The 22290-nt window shown below is 67.3% G+C and carries 19 protein-coding genes; 5 read left to right on the top strand and 14 right to left on the bottom strand.

The features are described 5' to 3' along the window. Positions 1-503 precede the first annotated feature (503 nt). Positions 504-1037: a peptide-methionine (S)-S-oxide reductase MsrA gene (gene msrA, locus DEQ92_RS16735; RefSeq protein WP_004978068.1), complete on the bottom strand. Its 534-nt coding sequence runs from the start codon at positions 1035-1037 to the stop codon at positions 504-506. Positions 1038-1226: 189 nt separating this feature from the next. Between msrA and DEQ92_RS16730 the strand changes: the two genes are divergently transcribed. Continuing rightward, complete coding sequence (locus DEQ92_RS16730; protein ID WP_042665409.1) at positions 1227-1631, top strand: CBS domain-containing protein; 405 nt, start codon at positions 1227-1229, stop codon at positions 1629-1631. Positions 1632-1661: 30 nt separating this feature from the next. On the opposite strand, the gene surE is transcribed toward DEQ92_RS16730, so the two are convergent. Continuing rightward, the gene (gene surE, locus DEQ92_RS16725; protein WP_004978064.1) at positions 1662-2537 is read right to left on the bottom strand and encodes a 5'/3'-nucleotidase SurE; all 876 of its coding nucleotides are present in this window, start codon (positions 2535-2537) and stop codon (positions 1662-1664) included. Positions 2538-2567: 30 nt separating this feature from the next. Next, complete coding sequence (locus DEQ92_RS16720; protein WP_115821146.1) at positions 2568-3500, bottom strand: DUF6544 family protein; 933 nt, start codon at positions 3498-3500, stop codon at positions 2568-2570. Positions 3501-3969: 469 nt separating this feature from the next. On the opposite strand from DEQ92_RS16720, the gene DEQ92_RS16715 reads away from it, so the two are divergent. Continuing rightward, on the top strand, positions 3970-4266 hold the full coding sequence (locus DEQ92_RS16715; RefSeq protein WP_049905314.1) for a winged helix-turn-helix domain-containing protein: 297 nt from the start codon (positions 3970-3972) through the stop codon (positions 4264-4266). Between the two features lie 57 nt (positions 4267-4323). Here DEQ92_RS16715 and DEQ92_RS16710 read toward each other — a convergent pair whose 3' ends face one another. From DEQ92_RS16710 to DEQ92_RS16660, 10 genes are all read right to left on the bottom strand, one after another. Then, the gene (locus DEQ92_RS16710) at positions 4324-5361 is read right to left on the bottom strand and encodes a GNAT family N-acetyltransferase (RefSeq protein WP_004978056.1); all 1038 of its coding nucleotides are present in this window, start codon (positions 5359-5361) and stop codon (positions 4324-4326) included. 52 nt (positions 5362-5413) lie between these two features. Beyond that, entirely contained in the window at positions 5414-6502 is a 1089-nt protein-coding gene (locus DEQ92_RS16705) for a GNAT family N-acetyltransferase (RefSeq protein WP_004978054.1), read from the bottom strand. A gap of 267 nt (positions 6503-6769) precedes the next feature. Further along, positions 6770-8092: a hypothetical protein gene (locus DEQ92_RS16695; protein ID WP_004978049.1), complete on the bottom strand. Its 1323-nt coding sequence runs from the start codon at positions 8090-8092 to the stop codon at positions 6770-6772. A gap of 96 nt (positions 8093-8188) precedes the next feature. Then, positions 8189-9184 carry a polysaccharide deacetylase family protein gene (locus DEQ92_RS16690; protein ID WP_233516887.1) on the bottom strand — a complete coding sequence of 332 codons (996 nt, stop codon included), beginning with the start codon at positions 9182-9184 and terminating at the stop codon, positions 8189-8191. Next, positions 9177-10262, bottom strand: coding sequence for a non-hydrolyzing UDP-N-acetylglucosamine 2-epimerase (gene wecB, locus DEQ92_RS16685; protein ID WP_004978045.1), 1086 nt, complete (start codon positions 10260-10262; stop codon positions 9177-9179). Before wecB ends, DEQ92_RS16690 begins: the two co-directional genes overlap by 8 nt. Then, positions 10259-11686: a nucleotide sugar dehydrogenase gene (locus tag DEQ92_RS16680; RefSeq protein ID WP_004978042.1), complete on the bottom strand. Its 1428-nt coding sequence runs from the start codon at positions 11684-11686 to the stop codon at positions 10259-10261. Before DEQ92_RS16680 ends, wecB begins: the two co-directional genes overlap by 4 nt. Further along, on the bottom strand, positions 11683-12723 hold the full coding sequence (locus DEQ92_RS16675; protein WP_233516886.1) for a Gfo/Idh/MocA family protein: 1041 nt from the start codon (positions 12721-12723) through the stop codon (positions 11683-11685). Before DEQ92_RS16675 ends, DEQ92_RS16680 begins: the two co-directional genes overlap by 4 nt. Then, positions 12720-13823, bottom strand: coding sequence for a DegT/DnrJ/EryC1/StrS aminotransferase family protein (locus DEQ92_RS16670; RefSeq protein ID WP_004978024.1), 1104 nt, complete (start codon positions 13821-13823; stop codon positions 12720-12722). Before DEQ92_RS16670 ends, DEQ92_RS16675 begins: the two co-directional genes overlap by 4 nt. Beyond that, a complete protein-coding gene (locus DEQ92_RS16665; RefSeq protein WP_004978023.1) occupies positions 13820-14395 on the bottom strand; it encodes an N-acetyltransferase in 576 nt (191 codons plus the stop codon). Before DEQ92_RS16665 ends, DEQ92_RS16670 begins: the two co-directional genes overlap by 4 nt. A 182-nt stretch (positions 14396-14577) precedes the next feature. Further along, the gene (locus tag DEQ92_RS16660; RefSeq protein WP_008094128.1) at positions 14578-15165 is read right to left on the bottom strand and encodes a metal-dependent hydrolase; all 588 of its coding nucleotides are present in this window, start codon (positions 15163-15165) and stop codon (positions 14578-14580) included. 365 nt (positions 15166-15530) lie between these two features. Here DEQ92_RS16660 and DEQ92_RS16655 point away from each other — a divergent pair, with 365 nt between their 5' ends. Both DEQ92_RS16655 and DEQ92_RS16650 read left to right on the top strand, forming a co-directional pair. Beyond that, the gene (locus DEQ92_RS16655) at positions 15531-16610 is read left to right on the top strand and encodes a DUF354 domain-containing protein (protein ID WP_004978021.1); all 1080 of its coding nucleotides are present in this window, start codon (positions 15531-15533) and stop codon (positions 16608-16610) included. 226 nt (positions 16611-16836) lie between these two features. Further along, positions 16837-17895: a glycosyltransferase family 4 protein gene (locus DEQ92_RS16650; protein WP_115821143.1), complete on the top strand. Its 1059-nt coding sequence runs from the start codon at positions 16837-16839 to the stop codon at positions 17893-17895. A 356-nt stretch (positions 17896-18251) separates the two neighbouring features. On the opposite strand, the gene DEQ92_RS16645 is transcribed toward DEQ92_RS16650, so the two are convergent. Then, positions 18252-20102, bottom strand: coding sequence for an asparagine synthase-related protein (locus DEQ92_RS16645; RefSeq protein ID WP_115821142.1), 1851 nt, complete (start codon positions 20100-20102; stop codon positions 18252-18254). A 302-nt stretch (positions 20103-20404) separates the two neighbouring features. On the opposite strand from DEQ92_RS16645, the gene DEQ92_RS16640 reads away from it, so the two are divergent. Then, positions 20405-22207, top strand: a complete 1803-nt coding sequence (locus tag DEQ92_RS16640; RefSeq protein WP_115821141.1) for a hypothetical protein — start codon at positions 20405-20407, stop codon at positions 22205-22207. Positions 22208-22290: the final 83 nt, after the last annotated feature.

Below are 22290 nucleotides of genomic sequence, written 5' to 3'. Positions count from 1 at the left end.
TCGCCTGTCGGTGACCGGTGATTCGTCCGCGCTCTCGGTTTGTGAACGGTTTCAGCTTCGTCCGAGGCGTTCGGTTTCCGAACATCGCTCGCGTTCTGCGAAGCTTTCACACTGTGCGAATCTTTCGCGGTGTAGACTCCTTCAACACTCTACAACCGTTACAATCCGTACAAATTCCACAATTTGTACAATTTCTGCACGGTTCGAGACTCGTAAGCGGTGCAGACTTCCCAGACGGTTTCAGATTCGTCCACCGTTCGAACCGTTTGGGCTGCTTCGGAAGTTCGCACTCTCTTCGCTGTCTCCACTGCGCTCGAAGTTCACGCTCTCCTCGCAGTCCGCACTGTCACCGCGGTTTACACCCTCCTCGCAGTCCGCCCGGTGTCGACTGTGCGAACTCCGTTCCGACCGTCGCGCGATTCGAACCGAACCGAAGAAAGCGACATTCAGCGTCTCTCGTCCGCAGATACTGCGGACACAGTGGTGTTGTCCGCCGTCTCGGTTCAGTTGGCGAGTTTGTCGGCGAACTTCTCGCGGACCTTCTCGATTTTCGGGCTCGCGTGGAACTGGCAGTACGCGTCGTTGGGGTTCTTTTCGAAGTAGTCCTGGTGGTACTCCTCGGCCTCGTAGAACGTCTCTAACGGGGCCAACTCCGTGACGACCTTGTCGTCGTACTCCTCGTCGAGGGCTTCGACGTAGGCGGACGCCTGTCGCTCCTGTTCGTCGTCGTGATAGAGGACGATAGAGCGGTACTGCGTTCCCACGTCGGGGCCCTGTCGGTTGAGCTGTGTCGGGTCGTGGACCGCGAAGAACACCTCGAGCAGTTCGTCGTAGCCGACGGCCGCGGGGTCGTACTCCACCTGCACGACCTCGGCGTGGCCGGTGTTCCCCGAACAGACCTGCTCGTAGCTCGGATTCTCCGTCTTCCCGCCGGCGTAACCCGACGTGACTTCGCTGATTCCGTCGAGTTCCTTGAACGCGGCTTCGACGCACCAGAAACAGCCGCCGCCGAACGTCGCAGTCTGTGTGCTTCCCATAGGCCCGGTTACGTCGCCGAGGAATTAAGCCCCGCGGCGGGGGCAGTCGCGGCCGAGGGCTGGCGCTCGCCGACGACCGCCGACCCACGCCGGCGCTCCGGCGAGCGAGCCCCGGACGCGTCCGTTGGTTTTCCCGGCCGGAGTGTACCCGAAGCCAACATTTAACCGCCCCGTCTGTCAGCAATTACTATGGAAGATGTATTCGTCGCGAGGCTCATGTCCACGACCCTCCACACGGTCACCCCAGACACGCTCGTCGAAGACGCGGCGCAGTTGATACTGGACAACAACATCAGCTCGGTCATCGTCGTCGACGAGGACAACCGACTCGAAGGCATCCTGACGACGACCGACTTCGTCGACATCGTCGCGAAGAGCCAGCCGAAAGCGCAGACGACCGTCGAGCGCTACATGACCACCGACGTGATTACCGCGGGAGCGCAGGACTCCATCGTCACCGTCGCGGAGTCGATGACCGAACACGGCTTTCACCACATGCCCGTCGTCGACGACGAGGAGGGCGTCATCGGGATGATCACTACCTCGGACCTCGCGGCCTACCTCTCGCAGACCGGACAGCTGGCGCGGTCGTAACGCGGTCTTTTCCCTGCCGGTAACTCCGCGTTACTCCACCTGTTCGGAGAGGCTCTCGACGACACTCGCCAGCCGCGGGTCCGTCGCGTGGCCGTGGTGGACCGCCAGGGGCGAGACGCTCACCTCGCCGTCGACCATCGCGCGGCGGTCGCTCCCGACCGGATAGCGGTCGCGGTGTTCGTCGCCGAGCGGGAACGGGTTCTCGAAGCCGACGGCGTCGGGCCACGAAACGTCTTGGAGCCGGACGTAGACCTCGTCGTCGTCGAGGCCGCCTTCGCGGTCGCCGTCCGGGAGCGCGCCGGCGTCGGCGTGGTGGTCGACCTGCTGGTCGTAGTCCGCGAAGGGGCGGGTCACGCGCATCCGTGGACTCGGAACGTCGGCGGGAGCGTTGACGTTCAGGAGGTCGACCTCGTCGAACACGTCGGTTCCGAAGACGCGCTCGGTCAGCGCGCGGGCGACCCGGGCGGGGCGGGAGAAGTCGTACTCCTCGGGCGGGTGGCAGAAGAAGTCCCGCGCGTGGTAGCCGGAGACGGCGATGGCGGGCGTCCCGAGGAACGCGGCCTCGACGCCCGCGCCGACGGTCCCCGACCGGCCGACGACGTAGTTGCCCGCGTTCGGACCGTCGTTGATACCGGAGACGACGATATCGAAGTCGGCGTCGAGGCCGCGGAGCCCGTAGGCGACGCAGTCCGCGGGGGTCCCTTCGAGGGCGTACCCCCACGGGTGGTCGCGGCGGACCGCGTGTTCGTTGCGGGCGCGGCCGACGCCGCTTTGATTCTCGGCGGGCGCGACGACGGTCACGTCGCCGACGGCGGTGAGTTCCTCGCGCATGGCGGCGATGCCGGGCGCGTCGATGCCGTCGTCGTTGGTGAGGAGGATTCGGAGCGGAGACGAGGAATCGGTCATCTACTCGGGAATTTCTGTCGGTCGCCGTAGCTATTCCGGATTCGGACCCGGAGGCGTATTCGACCGCCGCGTCGCCGTCGGCAGCGGGTCGTACTCCACGTCGTCGATAGTCGCCCGCCAGTACGGCAGGTCGACCCACGGGAGGTTCCACGCAACCTCGGCCGCCGCGGGCACGCGAACCCCGTTCACTTCGCGGTAGTCGCTGAACTGTCCCGTCCACGGGCACCGTTCGTACTCGCCGTCTCCCGTGTCGCGCCACCGGTCCGCGGTGACGCGCGCTACCTCGTCGTTCTCGTCGAAGTGGAACACGACGGTCGTGGTCGAGCCGCGGTGGGCGAGCGTCGCCCGAGCCGAGCGGTCGTTTCTCGGCTCCCACCTGACGCCGTGGCCGGGGAGGAACGCGGTCGGGAACCAGACCATCTCGGAGAGGTAGCGGGCGAGTTCGCCCTCGTCCAACTCCGGCGACCGCGGGGCGTCCGCGACGGTGACCACCGAAAGTAGTTTCGCCTCCAGCGACCCCGAACCGCCGACGAAGGCGTCGACGACTCGAATCGGAAGGAACGGCGCGAGGTCGATTCGGGCGTCCCAGACGAACCCCGGCGGGTCGACCGTGTAGTGTTGGGTCGCGGTCATCGATTTCCACGGCGAGTCCGCGTCGCCGAGCCTGAACGCCCCCGTCTGGCGGAGCCGGACCGACTGAACCCGGCGGGACTCGTCCGGTAGCACGCGTTCGAGATACCGGCGAACTGGGGCGGGCAGGTCGCTGAGGTCGGCCTCGTCGAGCGCCTCGCCGTTCCCGCTGTCGTCCGTGGTCGTTTCGGCGTGTTCTCGCTGGAGTACGTCGAGCAGTCGCGCGGCCGTATCGTCGGCTCGCGCCCGAACCGCGGCGAGGAGAGCGCCGACGGCAAGAACACCGACGACAAGCGCGATGCCGAGTTGTCCGAGGGGTCGCGTCCGTGACATACCGGACGATACGCGAGAGACGGATATGAGTCTCGTCGTGACTCTCACGGACTGACACTGACCGCCTTCGGGCCGCGGGCGAACCGTCGCTAACGGCGCCTCCCGCCGGACTTCTGTCAACGGTTCGTCCACAAAATCGAGATACTCACGAACGCGTGAATATAATTCAAACGATGACTTTATGTAATTAAGTTCGTACTAACGAACGAATGCGCACCGAACCGATGCGGCCGGCACGCCGGGCACCCGCCGACATCGCGGTTAATCTCCCGTTAATTCGTCTGTTTTCGGCAGATTCGACTCCGTCGTGGTCGACGGCTCCTCGGTCTTCGACCGCCACGACGGCCGCGAGCGATTCGGGTTGTCGCCTCCGCCGGTCCGCCTTCTCTACTCGCCGTCGTACGTCCTCGAGAGCGCGCCCCGACTGTCACGCCGACCGACCCGTCTCCCCAAGCGAGGTGGGCGTTGCGTGAGCCACGTCGGTGAGACCGACGACGTGCCGTGGGACGACGTGGGCTTCGTCATCAGCTCTCGCTACCGGGTCTCGGTCCTCGATCGGCTCTCCGAGGGGCCGGCGACGCCGACGCAAATCGCCACCGACTCCGAGAGCGCGGTCGCTCACGTCTCGCGGGCGCTGCAGGAACTCAGAGACCGCTCGCTCGTGGAACTGCTCGTCCCGGAACAGCGTCGAAAAGGGCGTGTGTACGGCATCACCGACGACGCCGAGAACATCTGGGACGTCATCCAGACACAGCAGATGACGTGAGCGCGGCCGTCTCGCAGTTTTCTCACGGACGGTGCGGCGCGTCGTGCGACCCGGTAACTACTTCGTCGCGATTCGCTCCGTCCCCTTGTTCAGGAGCTGGTAGGTCCGCTTGGCGAGGTTCATCCCGACGCCGGTCGACTCGACGACGTAGTACGGGACGAGTTCGCCGCCGAACTTCGATTTGTAGTTGCAGAGCCGCTCCGTGTTCGCGCCGACGAGGTCGTACTTCGTGACCGACGCGAGCGCCTCGTCCTCGACGATGTCCTCGATGATGGTCCAGTGGAGCAGGCTGTTGATGCTGACGCCGTCGTACTCGCCGCGCGCGCCGCCGAGCCAGAAGTAGCCCACCTCGTCCGAGAAGGGGACGATCATCCCGCTGAGGTACTCGCCGTCGGGGCCGCGGGCGACGTACACGCGACACCGGTCGCCGAGGTTCTCGACCAGCGACTCGACGAACTCCCACGGCATCCCGAACGGTTCGTCCTGTTCGTCGTACCGAGAGACCACGTCGTCGTAGACGACGCGAGCGCCGTCGAGCCCCTCGTCCGCGATGGTGATGTCGAGTTCGCGCGCCTGCCGAATCTCCCGGCGGAGGCTGCTGCTGAACTGGGCCTGTATCTCGTCGAGCGAGCGCCCGCCGAGGTCGAGCCGGTAGGTAAAGGAGGGCTTGACCGCGAAGCCGGTCCATTCGAACGGGCGGGGGTCGAGGTACGCCGGCGAACAGAGCAGGCGGACGAACGTCCGGTTCGAGCGGATGCCGAGCTCCTCGACCACGAGGTCGGCGAACTCGCGGTTCACCGACTCGTAGGCGCTCTGTTTCGGGCTGTTCGGCATCATCACGGGGCCGATGTAGGGAATCGCCATCGACGGCGGCGGCGAGACGACGACCCGTCCGAGGGGGTTGCGGCGGACGAACGTCGGGAACAGCGCGACCGGTTCTTGGCCCTTGAAGACGCCGAACAGGTGCATTTCGCCGTCGAAGTGCTCGTCGATGGCGGCGAGCACCGCGGGGGTGTGGAAGACTTCGGTGCCGGACGAGGGGAGCGCGTCGCCCCACTCGTCGAGGCTCAGGGTTTCGATACGGAGTTGTGACATGTGTCGTGGTCGTGTGATTGGATGGTCGTCGGGCGGTACGTCGGGCGGGTCGTCACCGGTGGAGGAACCCCGAGACGAGTCGCGACGGGAGGCTCGTCCCGTTTCCCCGGGACAGCATCTCGATGCCGGGTCCGAGGCGGCTCTTGTACAGGTGCGCGATGGTTCTGACCGGGAGCGCGCCGTGCTCGATTTGGTAGAACGTGACGAGTTCGGGGTTGTACTTGCTCTTGTAGCGGTTGAGCCGGCGGTTGTTCGCGCCGACGAGGTCGTATCGGCGCATCCCGGCGGCCATGCCGTCGCGCATGATGCGCCAGTCCAGCAGGTCGTTCACGTCGATGCCGAAGTCCCGCTGGGGCCGGACGCCGCCGAGCCAGCGGTAGAGCGTGTCCCCGTACTGGAGGACGAGAATCCCGCTCACGAACGTCCCGTCGTACCGGAAGACGTAGGGCCGGACCTGCCCCGCCGGGAGCGAGTCGTACAGGTCCATGACGAACTGCGGCGGCACGTCGAACGACAGGTCCTGTTCCTCGTAGCGGTCTTTGACCAGCCTGAGAATCGAACAGATGTCGTCGCGGTCGCCCTCCTCGATACCCGAGACGAGCTTTCGACCGTCGCGGATGTTCCGTCGGGCGCTCCGGCTGAACGACATGAGGAGGTCCTCTTCGCCCCGGGTCAGGTCGACGTTGTAGGTGTACTTCGGCGACACGTCGCAGCCGCCCCACAGGAACGTCCGCATGTCGGTGTAGTAGTCGCCGACGCGGACGTGCGTGTAGTTCGGGCCGATGTGTTCACCTATCCACTCGGTGCAGCCGTCGATGAACTGGTTGCGGCGGCGCTCGAACTTCCGGCTCTTGATGTTACCGGCGTCGAGCATCACGGGCCCGAGATAGGGGACGCCGATGTGCGGCGGCGGCGAGAACGCCGTCTTGACCAGTCCCTTCCGAATCTCGAAGACGGGGAACAGGCCGACCGGCTCCTCGGTTTTGAAGCCGACGAGCAGGTGGAGCTTCGAGTTCGAGTACTTCGCCTGGAGCCGCAGCGCCTCGTACTGGTGAAAGAGGCTCGCTTGACTCGACCGCTCGACGTACGTGTCCCACTCGTCGCGGTCGCGGTGGTCGAACTCGGTAATCTCGATGGTCATGGGCTGAGGGGTGAAGGGAGTTCGTACTGCGCCCGTTGCCACCGACAACGCCGGCTGCGGTCGACGCGTCCGGTCCGCTCGGCCCGACCGTACCGACCGAAATCAGCCGAATCGCCGGCCGACGCGGCAGCCCCGTAAATCGACCCGCGATTCGGTCGGGCCGCGTCGGCGTGTATCATTCGAAAAGACATTCTCGAACTACTGTGACGGGAGGATGGGGATTTGTTATGAAGCGACTAGCCGGCGTTCGCGCCGGCCTGCTCCCCGTCAGGGGCGCTCTGCCGCCGCTCGTAGGCGCTCGATACCGTCGGCGTCGATGCCGTAGCCGTGCGTCGGTTCGCCGGTGATTCTGGTGGCGACGTACTCGGCGATGGCGTAGGCCATCCACGCTTGGCACCACCGCATGAGCGTCATGCGCTTGGTGTAAAAGCGGTGTTTGCGGAAGTAGAACCGACCTTCCGACGGGACGTACATGTTCGCGAGCGCCCAGTCGATGGCGCGCTCGGCGCGGTCGTACTGCCCGGCGTAGGTGAACACGAGGATGCCCTGCGCCGTCGCGTGGATGTCCCGCGGGTAGGGGTGCTCCTCGTCGAAGTTGGGCGCGCCGTCCTCGTCGAACAGCTCGCGGGCGTAGAAGTCGAGGCCGCGTTCGAGCGTCTCGTCGTACCGACCGCTGCCGACGAGCTGCTCGTAGCGCTGGAAGCACTCGACGATGAAGCCGTTGTGGTGGTTGTCCATCGAGAGGTGCGAGGCGCTCGCGGGCTCGCGGTAGTACCACCCGCCGCGGTCGGTCTGCTTCGACGCGACGAAGTCGTACACCTTCTCGGCGCGTTCGAGCAGTTCCTCGTCGCCGAAGTGGTCGTACAGCTCGACGAACAGCCGCGCCCCGATGGCAAGCGCGTTGAGGGTGTAGCTGTCCTTCGGGTGCGAGAGGTAGTAGTCCATGACCGCACCGTCGTCCTTCGGCCGGTAGTTGAGGTCGTCGAGCATCACGTCGACGGCGGTCTTAGCGATGTCCGGGTAGTCCGGGTCGAACTCCCGTCCCGCGAGGAGCGCCTTGACGCCGTAGGACGTGGAGACGATGTTCGGCGAGTGGGGAATCCCCGACCGCGGGCCGTTGCGACCGGATATGTGCTGGATGACGTGGCGGTGGCTGCCGGCGAAACCGCTGTAGCCCTTGGCCTGGTTTTCGACGAGCCACTCGGTCAGCGATTCCGCGTCGTCGCGGTACGTCTCCGCCGGGCGGTCCCCGTCGAACCACTCGGCCAACTGGGCGCGGGTCCGGTTCGCCATGGCGAACAGCGTGATGCCCTTGAAGTTCCGTCGCTGTTCGACGAGGAACAGCGGGCGGACGTTGACGGGCGAGCGCTTGATGAACTCCTGGACCGCGAGGTTGAACCAGCGGTTGTCGATGGGGACCGACAGCAGGAGCCTGCTGCTCATGCCGTCGCCGTAGTCCCAGCCCTTGTAGTCGCGTTCGCGGGCGTAGTCGAGCACGTCGTCGAGCACGTCGACGTACCGCTGGAGTCGCTCCGTGTCGGCGTCGGTGTCGCCGTCGCGGCGATACTGTGTCTTCGATGGTGGATTCATGATATAGAATAGCCTCTCTGAGGGGTATTGGCTGTCCGAGAGGTAGCCCGCTGGCGGCTTTGTTATGGGGCCGATACCGGCCGACGCCGCCGTATTCTACCGGGAGAACGAGTGATTCGCGCCGGCGGTGGTCGCGCTGTCGGTCGCCCGCTGTTCCGAATCGTCGCCGGAATCGCGCTCGGCGAGGAACTCGCGATAGTAGTCGCCGAGGGGGCCGACCCACGCGCCGCGGTCGAGCGCCCGTTCGATGATGCGGCGGTAGAGCCGGCGGTAGCCGGGGAACTCGTCCTCGTTGAAGTACCGCGGGTGCCACAGCACCGTCATCACGGCGTCGTTCGCCTCGGCCTCGTCGAGGAGGCGCTCGCACTCGGCCCACGCCTCGTCGAACGCCGACCCGGGGTCGGGCAGCGACACCTCCATCAGCGTCAGCGGGAAGACGACGAAGTCGTCGTCGAAGGGGCGGAACGGCTGGTAGCCGTGCTGGAAGCCGTTTTCCGAACTCGACCCGGGGCTGGCGTCGTACTTCAAGCCGAGTTCGCGGTGGTAGCGCCACGTGTTCGGCCCGAGTTTGAGGTGGTGCTGGCGGCCGCCGACGATTTCGTGGCCGAGGACCGCTTCGAGTTCGCGCTTTTCGGTCCGGAGGCGGTCGAAGTCGTCGCACGACCGGAACGAGCCGTGGATGCCGACCTCCCAGCCGCCGTCGTCGAGGGCGCGGACGGCGGCGGCGACCGACTCCGAGTCGAGGTCGTACCGGCCGAGGTGTTCGACCCAGTTCTTCGGTTCGAGCCAGTCCGAAAGCGACCCCGTCTCGAGGAGGCTCGGCTCGTTGAGGAAGTAGAACGACGAGCGGACGCCGAGGTCGCGTTCGAGCGCCATGACCTCCTCGAACTGCCAGTAGGGGTTCTCCCGCCGGAGGAGCGTCCGGAGGTGGTAGCCGGGGTTCGACTTCGCCGCGTAGTACAGCCCCTGATACGTCTTGTACGGGCGGTCCACGTCGTGGGTCAGACAGACGGCGAACCCCGGTTCGCTCGGTTCCGTGGCGGTCACGCGGTGGTCAGCTCGCGCATCCGAATCTCCCTTCGTCTCACGCATACTCGTACTCCGAGAGCGCGGCGACGATTCGCTCGGCGGCGCTCCCGTCGCCGTACAGCGAGGGCTTTTCGGGAAGCGGGTCGTCGTCGGCCAGCGCCGCCCGAATCGCCGTGGCGTCCGCGCCGACGAGGGCGTTCCAGCCGGCGTCGACGGTCTCCGTCCACTCGGTCTCGTCGCGGAGCGTGAGACACCGGGTGTCGAGGTAGAACGCCTCCTTCTGGACGCCGCCGGAGTCGGTGGCGACGCGCTCCGCGCCGTCGAGCAGGCGGACGAAGTCGAGGTAGCCGACCGGTTCCACGAGGACGACGTTCTCGGCGTCGGCGAGCCGCGACCAGAGGCCGCTGGCTTCGAGCGCCCCCTCGGTCCGCGGGTGGACCGGGAAGACGACCGGGAGTTCCGACGATGCGAGCCCCTCCACGATACCTTCGAGGCGGTCGTAGTCGTCGGTGTTGGCGGCGCGGTGGACCGTCGCGAGGACGTACTCGCCGTCTCGGAGGTCGAGGTCGGCGAGTATCGACGACCGCTCGCGGGCGGCCTCGCGGACCCGGAGGACCGCGTCGTACTGCACGTCGCCGGTCACGGAGACGCCGTCGCGGATGCCCTCGGCCGCCAGCGTCTCGGCGGCCGACTCGGAGGGCGCGAACAGCAGGTCCGAACAGTGGTCGGTGAGCACGCGGTTGACCTCCTCGGGCATCTCCCAGTTGTGGCTCCGCAGGCCGGCCTCGACGTGCGCCAGCGCGGGCTCGCGCTTCGAAGCCACGAGCGCCGCCGCGAGCGTGGAGTTGGTGTCGCCGTAGACGAGCACCACGTCGGGCTCCTCGTCGGCGACGACGGCGTCGAGCCGGGTCATCATCTCGGCGGTCTGGGCGGCGTGGCCGCCCGAGCCGACGCCGAGGTTGTAGTCGGGTTCCGGGATGTCGAGTTCGTCGAAGAACACGCCCGACATCGACTCGTCGTAGTGCTGGCCGGTGTGGACGAGCACCTCGTCGTGGTCGCGTCTGAGCGCGTCGGAGACGGGGAACGCCTTGATGAACTGCGGGCGCGCGCCGACGACCGAGAGCACCTTGAGACGGCTCATCGGCCCGGTCCTCCGTGCGGCGCGTCGGCCGCAATCTCGGTGTCGGCGTCGGCCTCGGACGACTCGCCTCGCGGTCCGCCGCCGATTTCGTACACGCGGTGGCCGATGTCGCCGAGGGTGCCGCGGCCGTCGACGACGACGAGGTCGTCGAAGGCGGCCCAGTCGATTTCGTCGAACTCCTCGTGCGGCGTGACGACCACGGCCGCGTCGAGCGCGCGAGCCGGTAGGTCGGCGAGCGAGACGGGGGTCGCGCCGAAGGACGCGACGACCTCGTCGGAGAGCATCGGGTCGACCGCGAGGACGGTCGCGCCGAGTTCGTTCAGTCGGTCGATGACGCCCGCGGCGGGCGTCGCGCGGGTCTCGGCGACGCCGGGGCGGTAGGTGACGCCGAGGACGGCGACGGTCGCGCCTTCGACGTCGCGTCCCGTCGCGGCCAACTCGTCGCGGAGCTTGTCGGCGGTGAACGCCGGCATGCTGTCGTTGACCTCGCGGGCGGTCAGGAGCAGCGGCGTCTCGGCCTCGACTCGGCTCGTGATGAAGTACGGGTACCACGGGATGCAGTGGCCGCCGACGCCCGGGCCGGGCGCGTGGATGTCGCAGTACGGCTGGGTGTTGGCCGCGTCGATGGCCTCGGTCACGTCGATGCCGAGGTCGTCGCGGAGCCGCGCGAGTTCGTTCGCGAGCGCGATGTTCACGTCGCGGTAGACGCCCTCGAACAGCTTCACGGCCTCCGCGGTCGTCGCGTCGCGCACGGGAATCACCTCGTTCGAGGTCAGTTCGCCGTAGACGAGCGCCGCGACGCGGGTGCTCTCGGCGTCGACGCCGCCGACGATTTTCGGGTGCGACTCGGTGATGTCGCGGAGCGCCCGGCCCGACGAGGTCCGCTCGGGGCAGAACGCCACGCCGAACTCGCCGGCCGAGAGGCCGCTTCGCTCCGCGAGGTACGGCACGACGAGGTCCTTGCTCGTCCCCGGCGGGACGGTGCACTCGACGACGACGAGGTCGCCGGGCGCGAGGCCCCGCGCGATGCTGTCGAGGACGGCCTCGAACGCCGCGAGGTCGGGTTCGCGGTCGTCGGTCAGCGGGGTCGGGACGATGATGACGTGAATCGCGGCTCCCTCGGCCGCGGCGACGCCGTCGGTGGTCGCCCGAAGCGCGCCGCGTTCGGCCTGCTCGGCGACTAACTCGGGGAGTCCCGGCTCCTTCGCTACGTGGCACTCGCCGTCGTTGACGCCGCGGACCACGTCCTCGCTGATGTCGACGCCGGTAACGTTGCCCGTCGCGCGGGCGTAGACGGCCGCCAGCGGGAGGCCCATCTTCCCGAGGCCGTACACCGCGACGGGGACCTCGCCGGCGCGCAGGGCCCGCGTCTGTTCTTCGGGCGAGCGGTCGGAGCCGTACAGTCCGGGTCGTTCGCGGCTCATTGCCGGCCCTCCGGGGTTTCCGTGGTCTCCGCGGTCTCGACGCTCCGAATCGCCGACTCGGCGTCGGCCTCGATGCGCCGGGCGAGTTCGATTGCGCGCAGGCCGTCGCCCGGGGTGACGAGGACCGGGCCGCCGTCGGTCGCGGCGTCCACGAACGCCTGTAGCTCGCGTTTCAGCGGCTCGCCGGTGTTAATCATCGGCTGTTCCATGACCACCTCGTGGCGGTAGCGCACGCCCCCGTTGTCACGGAGGTAGTCCGGCCGCGACTGGCGGAATATCTGGACCGACTGGTTCAGGTAGTCGACCCGGATGAGCCGGTCGCGCGCGGTGATGTCGAGGGTCCGCGTCTTCTGCTGGGTGAGCCGACTCGCGGTGAGCGAGGCGATGACGCCGTTCTCGAAGGTCACCTGCGCCGTCGCGTACTGCTCGTCGGGCGTGGCGGTCGCGGCCACGCGGTCGACCGCGGCGTCGACGAGCGAGAGCACCACGTCGATGTCGTGAATCATGAGGTCCATGACGACGCCGTCGCCCATCTCGCGGTTCAGCGGCGGGCCGAGCCGGTTCGCGGTGATGGCGATGGGTTCGACGCCGTCGAGGAGGTCGGGGAGGGCGCGGACGGCCGGGTTGAACCGCTCGATGTGACCGACCTGCAGCACGACGCCGCGTTCCTCGGCGAGCGCGGCTAACTCCGCGCCCGCGTCGAGGTCGTCGACGAAGGGTTTCTCGACGAGCGCGTGGACGCCGGCGTCGATGCACTGCCGGGCGACCGACTCGTGGTAGGGCGTCGGCACCGCGACCGTCACCACGTCGACGCGGTCGAGGAGTTCCTCGATTCCGTACGCGTCGGTGCCGAAGTCGGCGGCGACCTCGGCGGCGCGGTCCGCGTCCGCGTCGGCGACGCCGACCAGTTCGACGCCGCGAAGCTCCGCGTAGACCCGCGCGTGGTTGGTTCCCATCGACCCGACGCCGACGACGCCCGCGCGGACCGGGCGCTCCCGGCCGCCGTCTGTTCGCAATCCGGTGGTTTCTCGGCTCACCTCGCCACCTCCGCGTAGTTGGCGACCGCAGTCCCGACGCGCTCTACGTCGGCCTCGCTGAGTCCGGGGTGGACCGGCAGCGAGAGGACCCGTTCCGCGGCCTCTTCCGCGACGGGGGCCGACACCGCGAGGTGTTCGTACGCGGGTTGCTTGTGGACGGGCTTCGGGTAGTAGACGCCCGTGGAGATTCCCTTCGCGTCGAGGTACGACTTGAGGGCGTCGCGCTCGATGCCGTCGCAGGCGACGGTGTACTGGTGGAAGACGTGGGTTCGGTCCGACGGCGTGTGTGGCGTCGTGACCGGCGAGTCTTCGAGGTACTCCGTGAGCGCGGCGGCGTTGGCCTGTCGCGCGCGGGTGAACTCGGGGAGGCGTTCGAGCTGGACCCGGCCGATGGCCGCGGCGATGCTCGTCATGCGGAAGTTGTGGCCGACCTCGGCGTGTTCGTAGCCGGAGACGCGGCCGTGGTCCACGAATCGGGCGGCGCGCTCGGCGACGTCCGCGTGGTTGGTGGTGATCATCCCGCCCTCGCTCGTGGTCATGTTCTTCGTCGGGTAGAACGAGAAGCACGCGGCGTCGCCGAAGGAGCCGACGCGCCGTCCCTCGACTTCCGCGCCGTGGGCCTGCGCGGCGTCCTCGACGAGCAGGAAGTCGTACTCCTCGGCGAGTTCCGTGAGGCGCGTCATGTCCGCCGGGAGACCGTAGAGGTGGACCGCGATGACCGCGTCCACCTGTTCGCCGGCCCTGAGCCGCGCTTCGAGCGCGTCGGGGTCGATGTTGTACGTCCGCGGGTCGATGTCGACGAAACCCACCTCGGCCCCCGTGAACGCGACGGCGTTGGCCGTCGCGATGAACGTGAAGGGCGTCGTCAGGACGCGGTCGCCGGGGCCGACGCCGAGCGCGTGGAGCGCGGCGTGGAGCGCCGTCGTCCCGTTCGAGGTGGCGACGCCGTGGTCGGCGCCGCAGTAGTCGGCGAACTCCCGCTCGAAGCCCCGAACCTCGGGGCCGTCGGCTATCATGCCGCTTTCGAGGACGGCCGCGATTCGGTCCCGTTCCGCCGCGCCGAGCTGGGGCGCGGCGATGGCAATGTGGTCTGAACTCATCGTCGTATCCTGTTTTCTCCCCGCAGTTGCTCCGGCAGTTCGCGGTGGACGGCGGGGACGCCCACGGCGAGGGTTCGCGGCGGCACGTCGTTCACGACGAGCGCGCCGGCGGCGACGAACGCGCCCTCGCCGACGGTCACGCCGGGGAGGAGCGTCGCGTTCGCGCCGATAGAGGCGTGGTTCTCGATTGTCGGGCCGACCAGTTCCGCGTCGGCGCGGACCGGGTAGGGGTCGTTCGTCATCACCACGCCCGGGCCGACGAACACGTCGTCGCCGATGCGGGTGTTGGTGGGGATGTAGACGTTCGTCTGGATGCTCACGCGCGACCCGATGGTCGTGGTGCCGTCGACGACCGTCTCGGTCCCGAGAAGCACCTGGTCGCCGATGGTCGTGTGCTCGCGGACGAGGACGTTGTGGCCGGTGACGAAGTCGTCGCCGATGCTCACGTCGTGGTAGACGATGGTTCCGGCGCGGATTCGCGCCCGGTCGCCGATGACCGGGTCGTCGCCGTCGCCGTAGCCGATGGTGACGCCGTCGTCGACGTGGGATTCGACGCCCATCTCGGCGCTCATCGTCGTCCACCTCGCGTCGGTCGCGCTCCATCGACTGTCTGTGTCGACTCGGCGAACGGCCGAATCGACTGGAAAATCTGGAATTTCATATCATGTCGGCGGGGAGTCTGCCTGCCTTAGCGAAATTCAGTCTCGGTGAGGGCTTTGTTATGGAGTGATTGCCGCCCGAAATCCGGTCGCAGTCACTTCGTAACGCCGCGGCGGATTCCGGTCACGGAGCGCTTGAGAAGCTCCACGCCGGGCGCGCCGTCGCCGAGCCAGAGCCAGACGGCGCTCCCGAGCAACGCGAGCTCGAACGCGACCAGCACCCACGCCTCGGGTCGGCCGAGGAAGACGACGAAGCGGCGCAGGTAGAACCACGTCTGGGCGAAGAAGCCGCCCATCGACGACTCGCTCCCGTGGGACAGCGGCCACAGGAACGCCCGAATCACGTCGTAGTTCCCGAAGAAAAAGCCGTTGTACAGCAGGTCCGCGGGGATGTGCGAGAGGTAGCCGAGGGCGAAAGCGACGCCGACCGTGGCCGCCCCGTAGCGCCGCGCGACGGCCACGACGAGTATCGAGACCGGCACCGAGACGAGAATCGAGTGCGCAACCGAGATACCGCTCGGCAGGATGCCGAACGACCACGCAAGCGGCTTGTCGACGAGGTCGGGGAACTGCGTCCCGACGAGCACCGCCAGCGCGGCCCAGCCGTCGAGCTTTCGGCCGGTCGCCCGAGCCCACAGCGAGACGAGGATGTAGCCGACGGCGGCGTGCTCCCACGGGAACATCAGCGGTCGCTCCCGGTCGGTTGGCCCGTGGTCTCGGTCGATTGCGTCCGCGTCGGCGGTTCTCTGTCGGCGGTTCGTCGTCGCGGGGTGATAGTGGGGGTACGTGTCTGAAACATCTGGTGTGTGTCGGGCGCGTCGGGTCGGCTGTGGAGGACGTGGTTTCCGTCCGCGTCGGACGCGGTGTTGGGCGAAACGGCGCGCGAGCGCCCGGTCAGGGGACCCGTGTGCTCGTCCGGGTTTTGTTATGGCGACTGTAACCGCCTCGGGGCGGTTTTCGCCGCCGGAAGTCGGCGTCGATTCGAGCGGCGGCGGCGGGTAGACGCCGTATAACTACTCCCGCGGGGCGCGTGGCATCTCCAGAGAGTATGCGATACCTGTTCTTCACCAACACGCCCGCGCACGTTCACCTCTACAAGTACGCCGTCAGAGAGCTTCAGGCGATGGGTCACGACGTGCTCGTCCTCGGCCGCGACTACGGCTGTACCAAGGACTTGCTCGAGTACTACGACCTCCCGCACGAGATGTACGGCTCCTGCGGGACGACGAAGTACTCGCTTTTCAAGTCGCTCCCGTTCCACTACGTCAACATCTTCCGCGCCGTGCGGCGGTTCAAGCCCGACCTCATCTTCGGGATGGGCGGCTACGCGGCCCACGCCGGGGCCGTCTCGCGGACGCCCGTGGTCCTCGTCCTCGACTCCGAGCCGACCTCGTTGGACCACGTCGTCTCCCGGCCGTTCGCCAAGGCGATTCTGACGCCCCACACCTTCGGGAAGGACCTCGCGGACAACCACTACCAGTTCCGCGGGTTCAAAGAGACGGCCTACCTCCACCCCGACGTGTACGAGCCCTCGGTGGACATCCGCGCCGAACTCGGTCTCGACCCCGACGAGAAGTTCGTCGTCGTCCGGTTCAACGCGTTCGGCTCGCACCACGACGTGGGCCACGGCGGCTTTACCCCCGAGCGCCGCCGCGAACTCATCGAGATGCTGGGGGAGCGCGCGACCGTCTTCGTCCTCGACGAGAGCGAGGAGCGCCGCGACGGCGACCTCGACACCCGGCCGTTCGACTTCCACCCCGCGCTCGTCCACGACGTGCTCGCCGAGGCGAACCTGCTCGTCGCCGACACTCAGACCATGGTCACCGAGGCGGCGCTGCTCGGGACGCCCGCCATCCGGTCGAACTCCTTCGTCGGAGACGACGACATGGGCAACTTCGTCGAACTCGAACGACAGGGGCTCATCTCCAACCTCAAGTCGTTCGACGACGTGATGGCCCGCGCCGAAGCACTCCTCGACGACGACGGCGCGAAGACCCGCTGGGCCGAAAAGCGCGACGCGTTCCTCGCGGACAAGGTCAATCTCACCGACGTCATCGTCCAGGTGGCGCTGAACTACGGCTCCGTCGAGACGGTCGACTCGCTGACGCGACACACAGTCCCGGCGTAGTCGCCGTCGCGCCATCGCCGACTTCACGCCGCCGGCGTCCGGCGTAATCGAAACCGCCTCTGATTCCCCCACGCCCTCGGAGGCGGTCAATCGACCCATAACTAACCGCCGAACCGCCCAATTTTCGCGCATCGGCCGGCGCGCGCCCGCGCCCGCCTCGACGCGTCTCGTGACTCGGACTCGGGATACCCCGACCACGACCCGCGGAACCAACCAGAACCAATCCATGAAGCCCAAGCAAACACTCCTCATCGTCGGCCCGAAAGGAACCGGCGGCATCGACCGATACATCACCGAACAGCGTCGCTACCTCGAAGACCGGATGGACGTTCGCGTCTACACGCGCTACACCGCGCCGAAGGGCGAGGGACTCGAACTCGCGGCACGGATGCTCCTCTCGTCGCTCATCGCCGTCGTTCTCTTTCCCTTCCAGCGACGCCCGGACATCGTCCACGTCCACTCGTCGCACACCTACTCGTTCTACCGCGCGGCGTTCTTCACGCTGTTTTCGAAGTACGTCTGGCGGGTTCCCGTCGTCCTCCACATCCACGGCTCGTCGTTCGACGACTTCCTCGCGACCGATTCGCGGGCCGTCCGCCGACTCCAATCGCTCGTCTTCGACGCCGTCGACGACGTGGTCGTCCTCTCGGAGTACTGGCGCGGCCTCGTCTCCCGGCTCGCCGGCGAGGAGAAAGTCCACGTCATGGCCAACGCCGTCGAGCCCGCTGAGTACGACCCGACCTACCCGACCGACCCCGTCCACCTCGTCTTCGTCTCGAACCTCATCGAGCGCAAGGGTATCCACGAGTTCCTCGACGCCATCGAGATACTCGAATCGACGCCCGGCCTCGACTTCGAGGTGAGCATCGGCGGTCGCGGCCCCCACGCCGACCGCGCCGAGGCGGTCGCCGCCGCCCACGACAACGTCTCGTACCTCGGCTTCCTCTCCGAGGAAGACAAGCGCGACCTCATCAGCCGCGGGACGGTGTTCGTCCTCCCGACCTACGCGGAGGGGCTCCCCATCGCCATGCTCGAAGGGATGGCCGGCGGCAACGCCATCGTGACCACGCCCGTCGGTAGCATCCCCGAGGTCATCACCGACGACCGCGGGATTCTCGTCGCACCCGGCGACGCCGAAGAGCTGGCGCGGGCGCTCGCGCGACTCGTCTCCAACCCCGAGGAGGCCGTCCGCATGGGCCGGACGAATCGGGCGGTCATCGAAGAGCGCTACTCGTGGCAGTCGAACGCGGACGAGTTGGTGGCGATGTACGCCGAGGCGGCGTAGCGTCGGAGTCTGTTTTTGCGTCGGTACCGTTTCCCGCCGTAGATAGTTCTCTCCGGGCTCGGTTCGTGGACGACACGCGGGCTCCGCGACACGCGGCTGACGGCGCACGCGAGGAGTTCGGCGACTGATGGCTTCAGTCAACAAGGTTTCTGCTGAAACCGTCGCTCAGATGTCAGGAGTTCCCCTCGGGAGTTTACCCGATGAGCAACTGTTTCTCTTGGGGCAAGCCTCATCTCGCTTTCGGCGTCGGCGTCTACTGCCTACGTCCGAGGGCGTTGATGCCGTCGACAGACACGGATCATCTTTCTTCACGACCGAAGACAGACTAAAAAGAGTTCTGAGAGGCCCGCCCGGCCTCAGTCGGCCGGCTGCGGCGCGTCTTCGGCTTCCGTCGCGCTCGCGGCACCTTCTCCGACGCCGCGGCCCTCGCGGTCGATGTACTTGCGAACCCAGAGTTCGCCGGTGATGATGCCGGAGATGGCGCTCATGTGTTCGGCCTCGCCCGTGAGTTCCTCGCGCTGGAGGCGTCGAATCTCGTCGGCGTCGAAGTACGGGCGCTCGCAGGCGGAGTCGAGCAGGTCGTCGATGCGCTCGCGGAGCGCGCGGTTCGTCCGGTACCAGTCGCCGATGGTCGAGCGGCCGCCGTAGGTGTGCACGTCGCCGACGAGTCGCTCGCGGATGCGGTCGACGGAGGTGCCGACGACGAAGCCGGCGGCGTGTTGCCACATCGGGCGCGCCGGCGGGACCTTCGTCCGCTCGTAGGGGATGTCCGCGAGCCGGCCGTCGAGGCGGCGGACCAGTTCGACCTTCGGGTAGGCCGTCCCGGCGGGAATCTTCCCGTTGGTGAACGGAATCGAGCCGACGCGGTGCGACAGCGGCATCCGCGTCACGGCTCGGAGGAACTCGGTGTCGCTGAACGGGACCCGCGTGCCGGCCTGGCTCTCGGCGATGGGGTTGCTGGCGAAGTCGCACCGCGGGAAGTAGTTGCGGTAGTAGCAGTCCATCGCGGTGCTGTAGAGGTCCGGCTGGTCGCTCTTGCGCACCTCTTCTCGGTAGGTCGTCATCGGGTCGAACTCGGTCCGCAGGAGTCGGCGGGCGTCGTCCACGTCGATGCGGTGTTTCGCGCGGTAGAGCGCCGCCTCGGGGGATTTGCTTCCCTCGACGGCGGCCCGGCCGATGCCGTCGCCCATCATTCCGCCCTGTCCGCAGCCCTCGATGAGCACGTCGGGCATGTCCTCGATGTTGAACACGTTCGCGAGGTTGACGAACGTCGAGAGGCCGACCATCCCGCTCGTCAGCTGGACCGACTTGTCGAGCGAGTCGACGAGCGCGTTCGACTCGACGGGCACGCGCCTGTTTTCGAGGTCGAGCACCTCGGAGACCTTCGCGGCGAGTTCGAGGTTGCTCCCGTTCGCGGGGTTCGAGTCGTAGGTGTAGGTCGTGAGGTCGTGGTAGCGGCTGAGTTCGCCCGCCATCGAGCGGCTGTCGAGGCCGCCGGAGAGCCACAGGCCGATGTCGCCGTCTATCGTGTCGGCCATGTCGGCGATGACGTCCTGATAGGCCGCGGTGAGGTCGTCGAGGTAGGAGTCGTCGGGGCTCTGTTCGAACGTGTGGTGCCAGTACGACTCGATTTCGGGGCCCGTGTCGGCCCGGTAGTCGAGGACGGACCCCGAGGGGAGGAACTTCACGCCCCGCACGAGCGTCTTGTCGCCCCAGACGTGCCCGATCATGAGGAGGTCGCTGATGGCGCGCTCGTCGACCTGCGGGTCGTCCAAGAGGGTCGTCAGCGCCCCGACTTCCGTCCCGAAGGCGAACGGCTCGCCCGCGACGTAGAAGCACTGTCGCGTCCCGAGTTTGTCGCTGGCGAGCACGACGCGCTCGTCGTCGCCGTCGACGCCGACGACGAGGAACGAGCCGTCGAGCTCGGGGAGGAGCGCGTGCGGGTCCTCGAACAGTCGGTCGAACAGCCCGTCGGCGTCGAGGGCGAGTTCGTCGAGGTTCGTCACCGCGCCGTATATGGCTCCCACGCGCGAGCCGTCCTCCCAGACGGTACAGCCCTTGGGGTCTCTCGCGCCGTGGTGGAGGACCGAGACGCCGAAGCGGCCGGTCGACCGCGTCGCCGACTCGTACCAGTCTTCGTGGTGGAGTTCGGCCGCGCAGGCGTCGAGCGTCGCCGCGTCGAGCGCGCCGCCGACGAAGCCGGTCATCGAAGACCCTCGCGTCCGGTTCGCTCGGCGGTCTGTGGCGTGACTACTGTGAGTGACATCGTTGCCCGATATCCGCGTGCGTCGGGTTTTGTTATCACGCGCCTATACGTCGCGCGGCGGCGTCGAGCGGCGTCGAACCGACCGGAACCGAGGCTCGAACGGGTCTCTGTCTCGGACGGCCCCCTCGACGCCCGACGCTTCGGTTGCTGACCGCGCGAGACGCGGGGAAGAACGCCCATACCGTCCGCAGACACCGATTACATTCTCAATAACAAACTACGCTACTCGCCTTCTCTCACGGGATGAAGCAACGTGATTCGCGGCTCACGAGAACACTCCTCCTCGTCGGATTTCTCGCGATAGCCGTCGGTATCCTCGTCGCTCGCGCGTCGCTGGCGCGCGCGTACGAGGTCTCGATTTACCAGTCGACTCCGGTGGTCTTCTGGGTCGGCGTGGCGGTGGCGGTGCTGACCGCGTTGGTCGTGGTCGTTCGCGCCCCGAACAGTCGGTTCGCGGTCGGTGGGGTGGGGCTGGCGGCCCTCGCGATAGCCGCGGTCTCAGCGCTTCCGCTCGTCCGGGAGTACTACTTCTACGGGTTCAACGACTCGTTGACGCACCTCGGCTGGGCGAAGTCGCTCGTCTCGGAGACGCTGACGCCGCTCGAAATCGTCTACCCGAGCGGTCACGTCTCCGCTGGGATGTTCAGCGCCGCCCTCGGCGTCGAAATCACCACCGCGATGATGCTCGTGGTGTTTTTCGTCTCGGTCGTCTACCTCGTGTTCGTCCCGCTCATCGTCTCGCTCGTCGTCCCCGACCGCCGGGCGGTCCTCATCGCGGTGTTCTCGGCGCTGTTGTTCCTGCCGGTGAACCTCAACGGGTTCAAGCTCATGTTCTTCCCCTACTCGCTGGCGTCGTTCCTCGGACTGGTGCTTCTGTACCTCTTCTTCAAACACCAGTTCTCCGGCACCGACGCCGTCGAGAGCCGGTGGCGCGGCCACGTCACGCCCGTCTCCGTCCTGTTCGCCATCGGGACGGTCGCGCTGGTGTCGTACCACCTGCAGGTCGCCGTCAACTACCTCGTGTTGTTCGCCGTCGCCGCGGCCATCCAACTCGTCCAGCGCTGGCGGACCCCGGACGCCGTGGCCGAGCAGCGACCGGTCTACGGTCTGACGCTCGTCTTCGCCGCGGCGTTCGTCTACTGGCTGACCCAGTACACGGTCGGCTTCTCGACGGGCGGCCTGTTCGTCGAGGGCGTGCTCGGGATTCTCTCGGGAAGCTCCGAGGCCGGAACGGCAATCTCCCAGCGCACCGGCTCCGTGACCGCCGTCGGCGGCGGCATCTTCGACGTGTTCGTGAAGCTGTTCCTCGTGAACGCGGTGTACGCCCTGATTACCTTCGGCGTCTTCCTCGGCGTCCTGTTCGGGCGGCTCCCGAAGCTGTCGGGTCAGGGCCGGTCGGTCCTGCGGACGCTGACGTTCAGCCTCGTCGTGTTGGTGCCGTACTTCTTCGCGCACCTCCTCGGCGTCATCTCGGAGACGAATTTCTTCTTCCGCCACGTCGGCTTCGCGATGATTATCGCGACCATCGTCGGGAGCGTTGGGCTGTTCTACGCGTTCGAGTGGCTCGCGGGGACGAGCTACTGGTCGAAGTACGGGACGGCGGTCAAGGCGGGTGCGCCCGTCGCGACGGCGCTCGTCATCGGGCTCACGCTCATGGTGATGTTCCCGTCGCCGTACATCTACCTCCCCTCGAACCACGTCCCCGCCCAGCAGATGGGGGCGTACGACACCGCCTTCGAGATGTCCGACGAGGACATCCGCTACGTGGGTATCCGCGGGAACCCCGACCGCTTCGCCGAGGCGCTTCCCGAGCGAACCACGCCGGCGCTCGGTTTCACGACGCCCGACGAGGCGCTCACCGACCTGCCGAGCTACTACGACGGCCCGCGGTATCTGATGGTCTCGAAGACCGACTACGACCGCGAGGTGGTCGCGTACCGCGAACTCCGGTACTCCGCGGCGAATCTCACAGCCGTTCAGAATCAGCCCAACGTGAACCGCGTCATGTCGAACGGCTCGGCCGACCTCTACTACGTGTCCGGGTAGCGGCACGGAGTCCGATTTTTCGTTTCACGCCGACACCGGTGCCGAGACCGTCGATTTGCCGGTGCTGCCGCTATTTCTCTCCC

It is taken from the genome of Haloferax sp. Atlit-6N (assembly GCF_003383195.1).
Classification (GTDB): domain Archaea; phylum Halobacteriota; class Halobacteria; order Halobacteriales; family Haloferacaceae; genus Haloferax; species Haloferax gibbonsii.
This window is presented reverse-complemented; position numbering and strand designations above follow the sequence as displayed.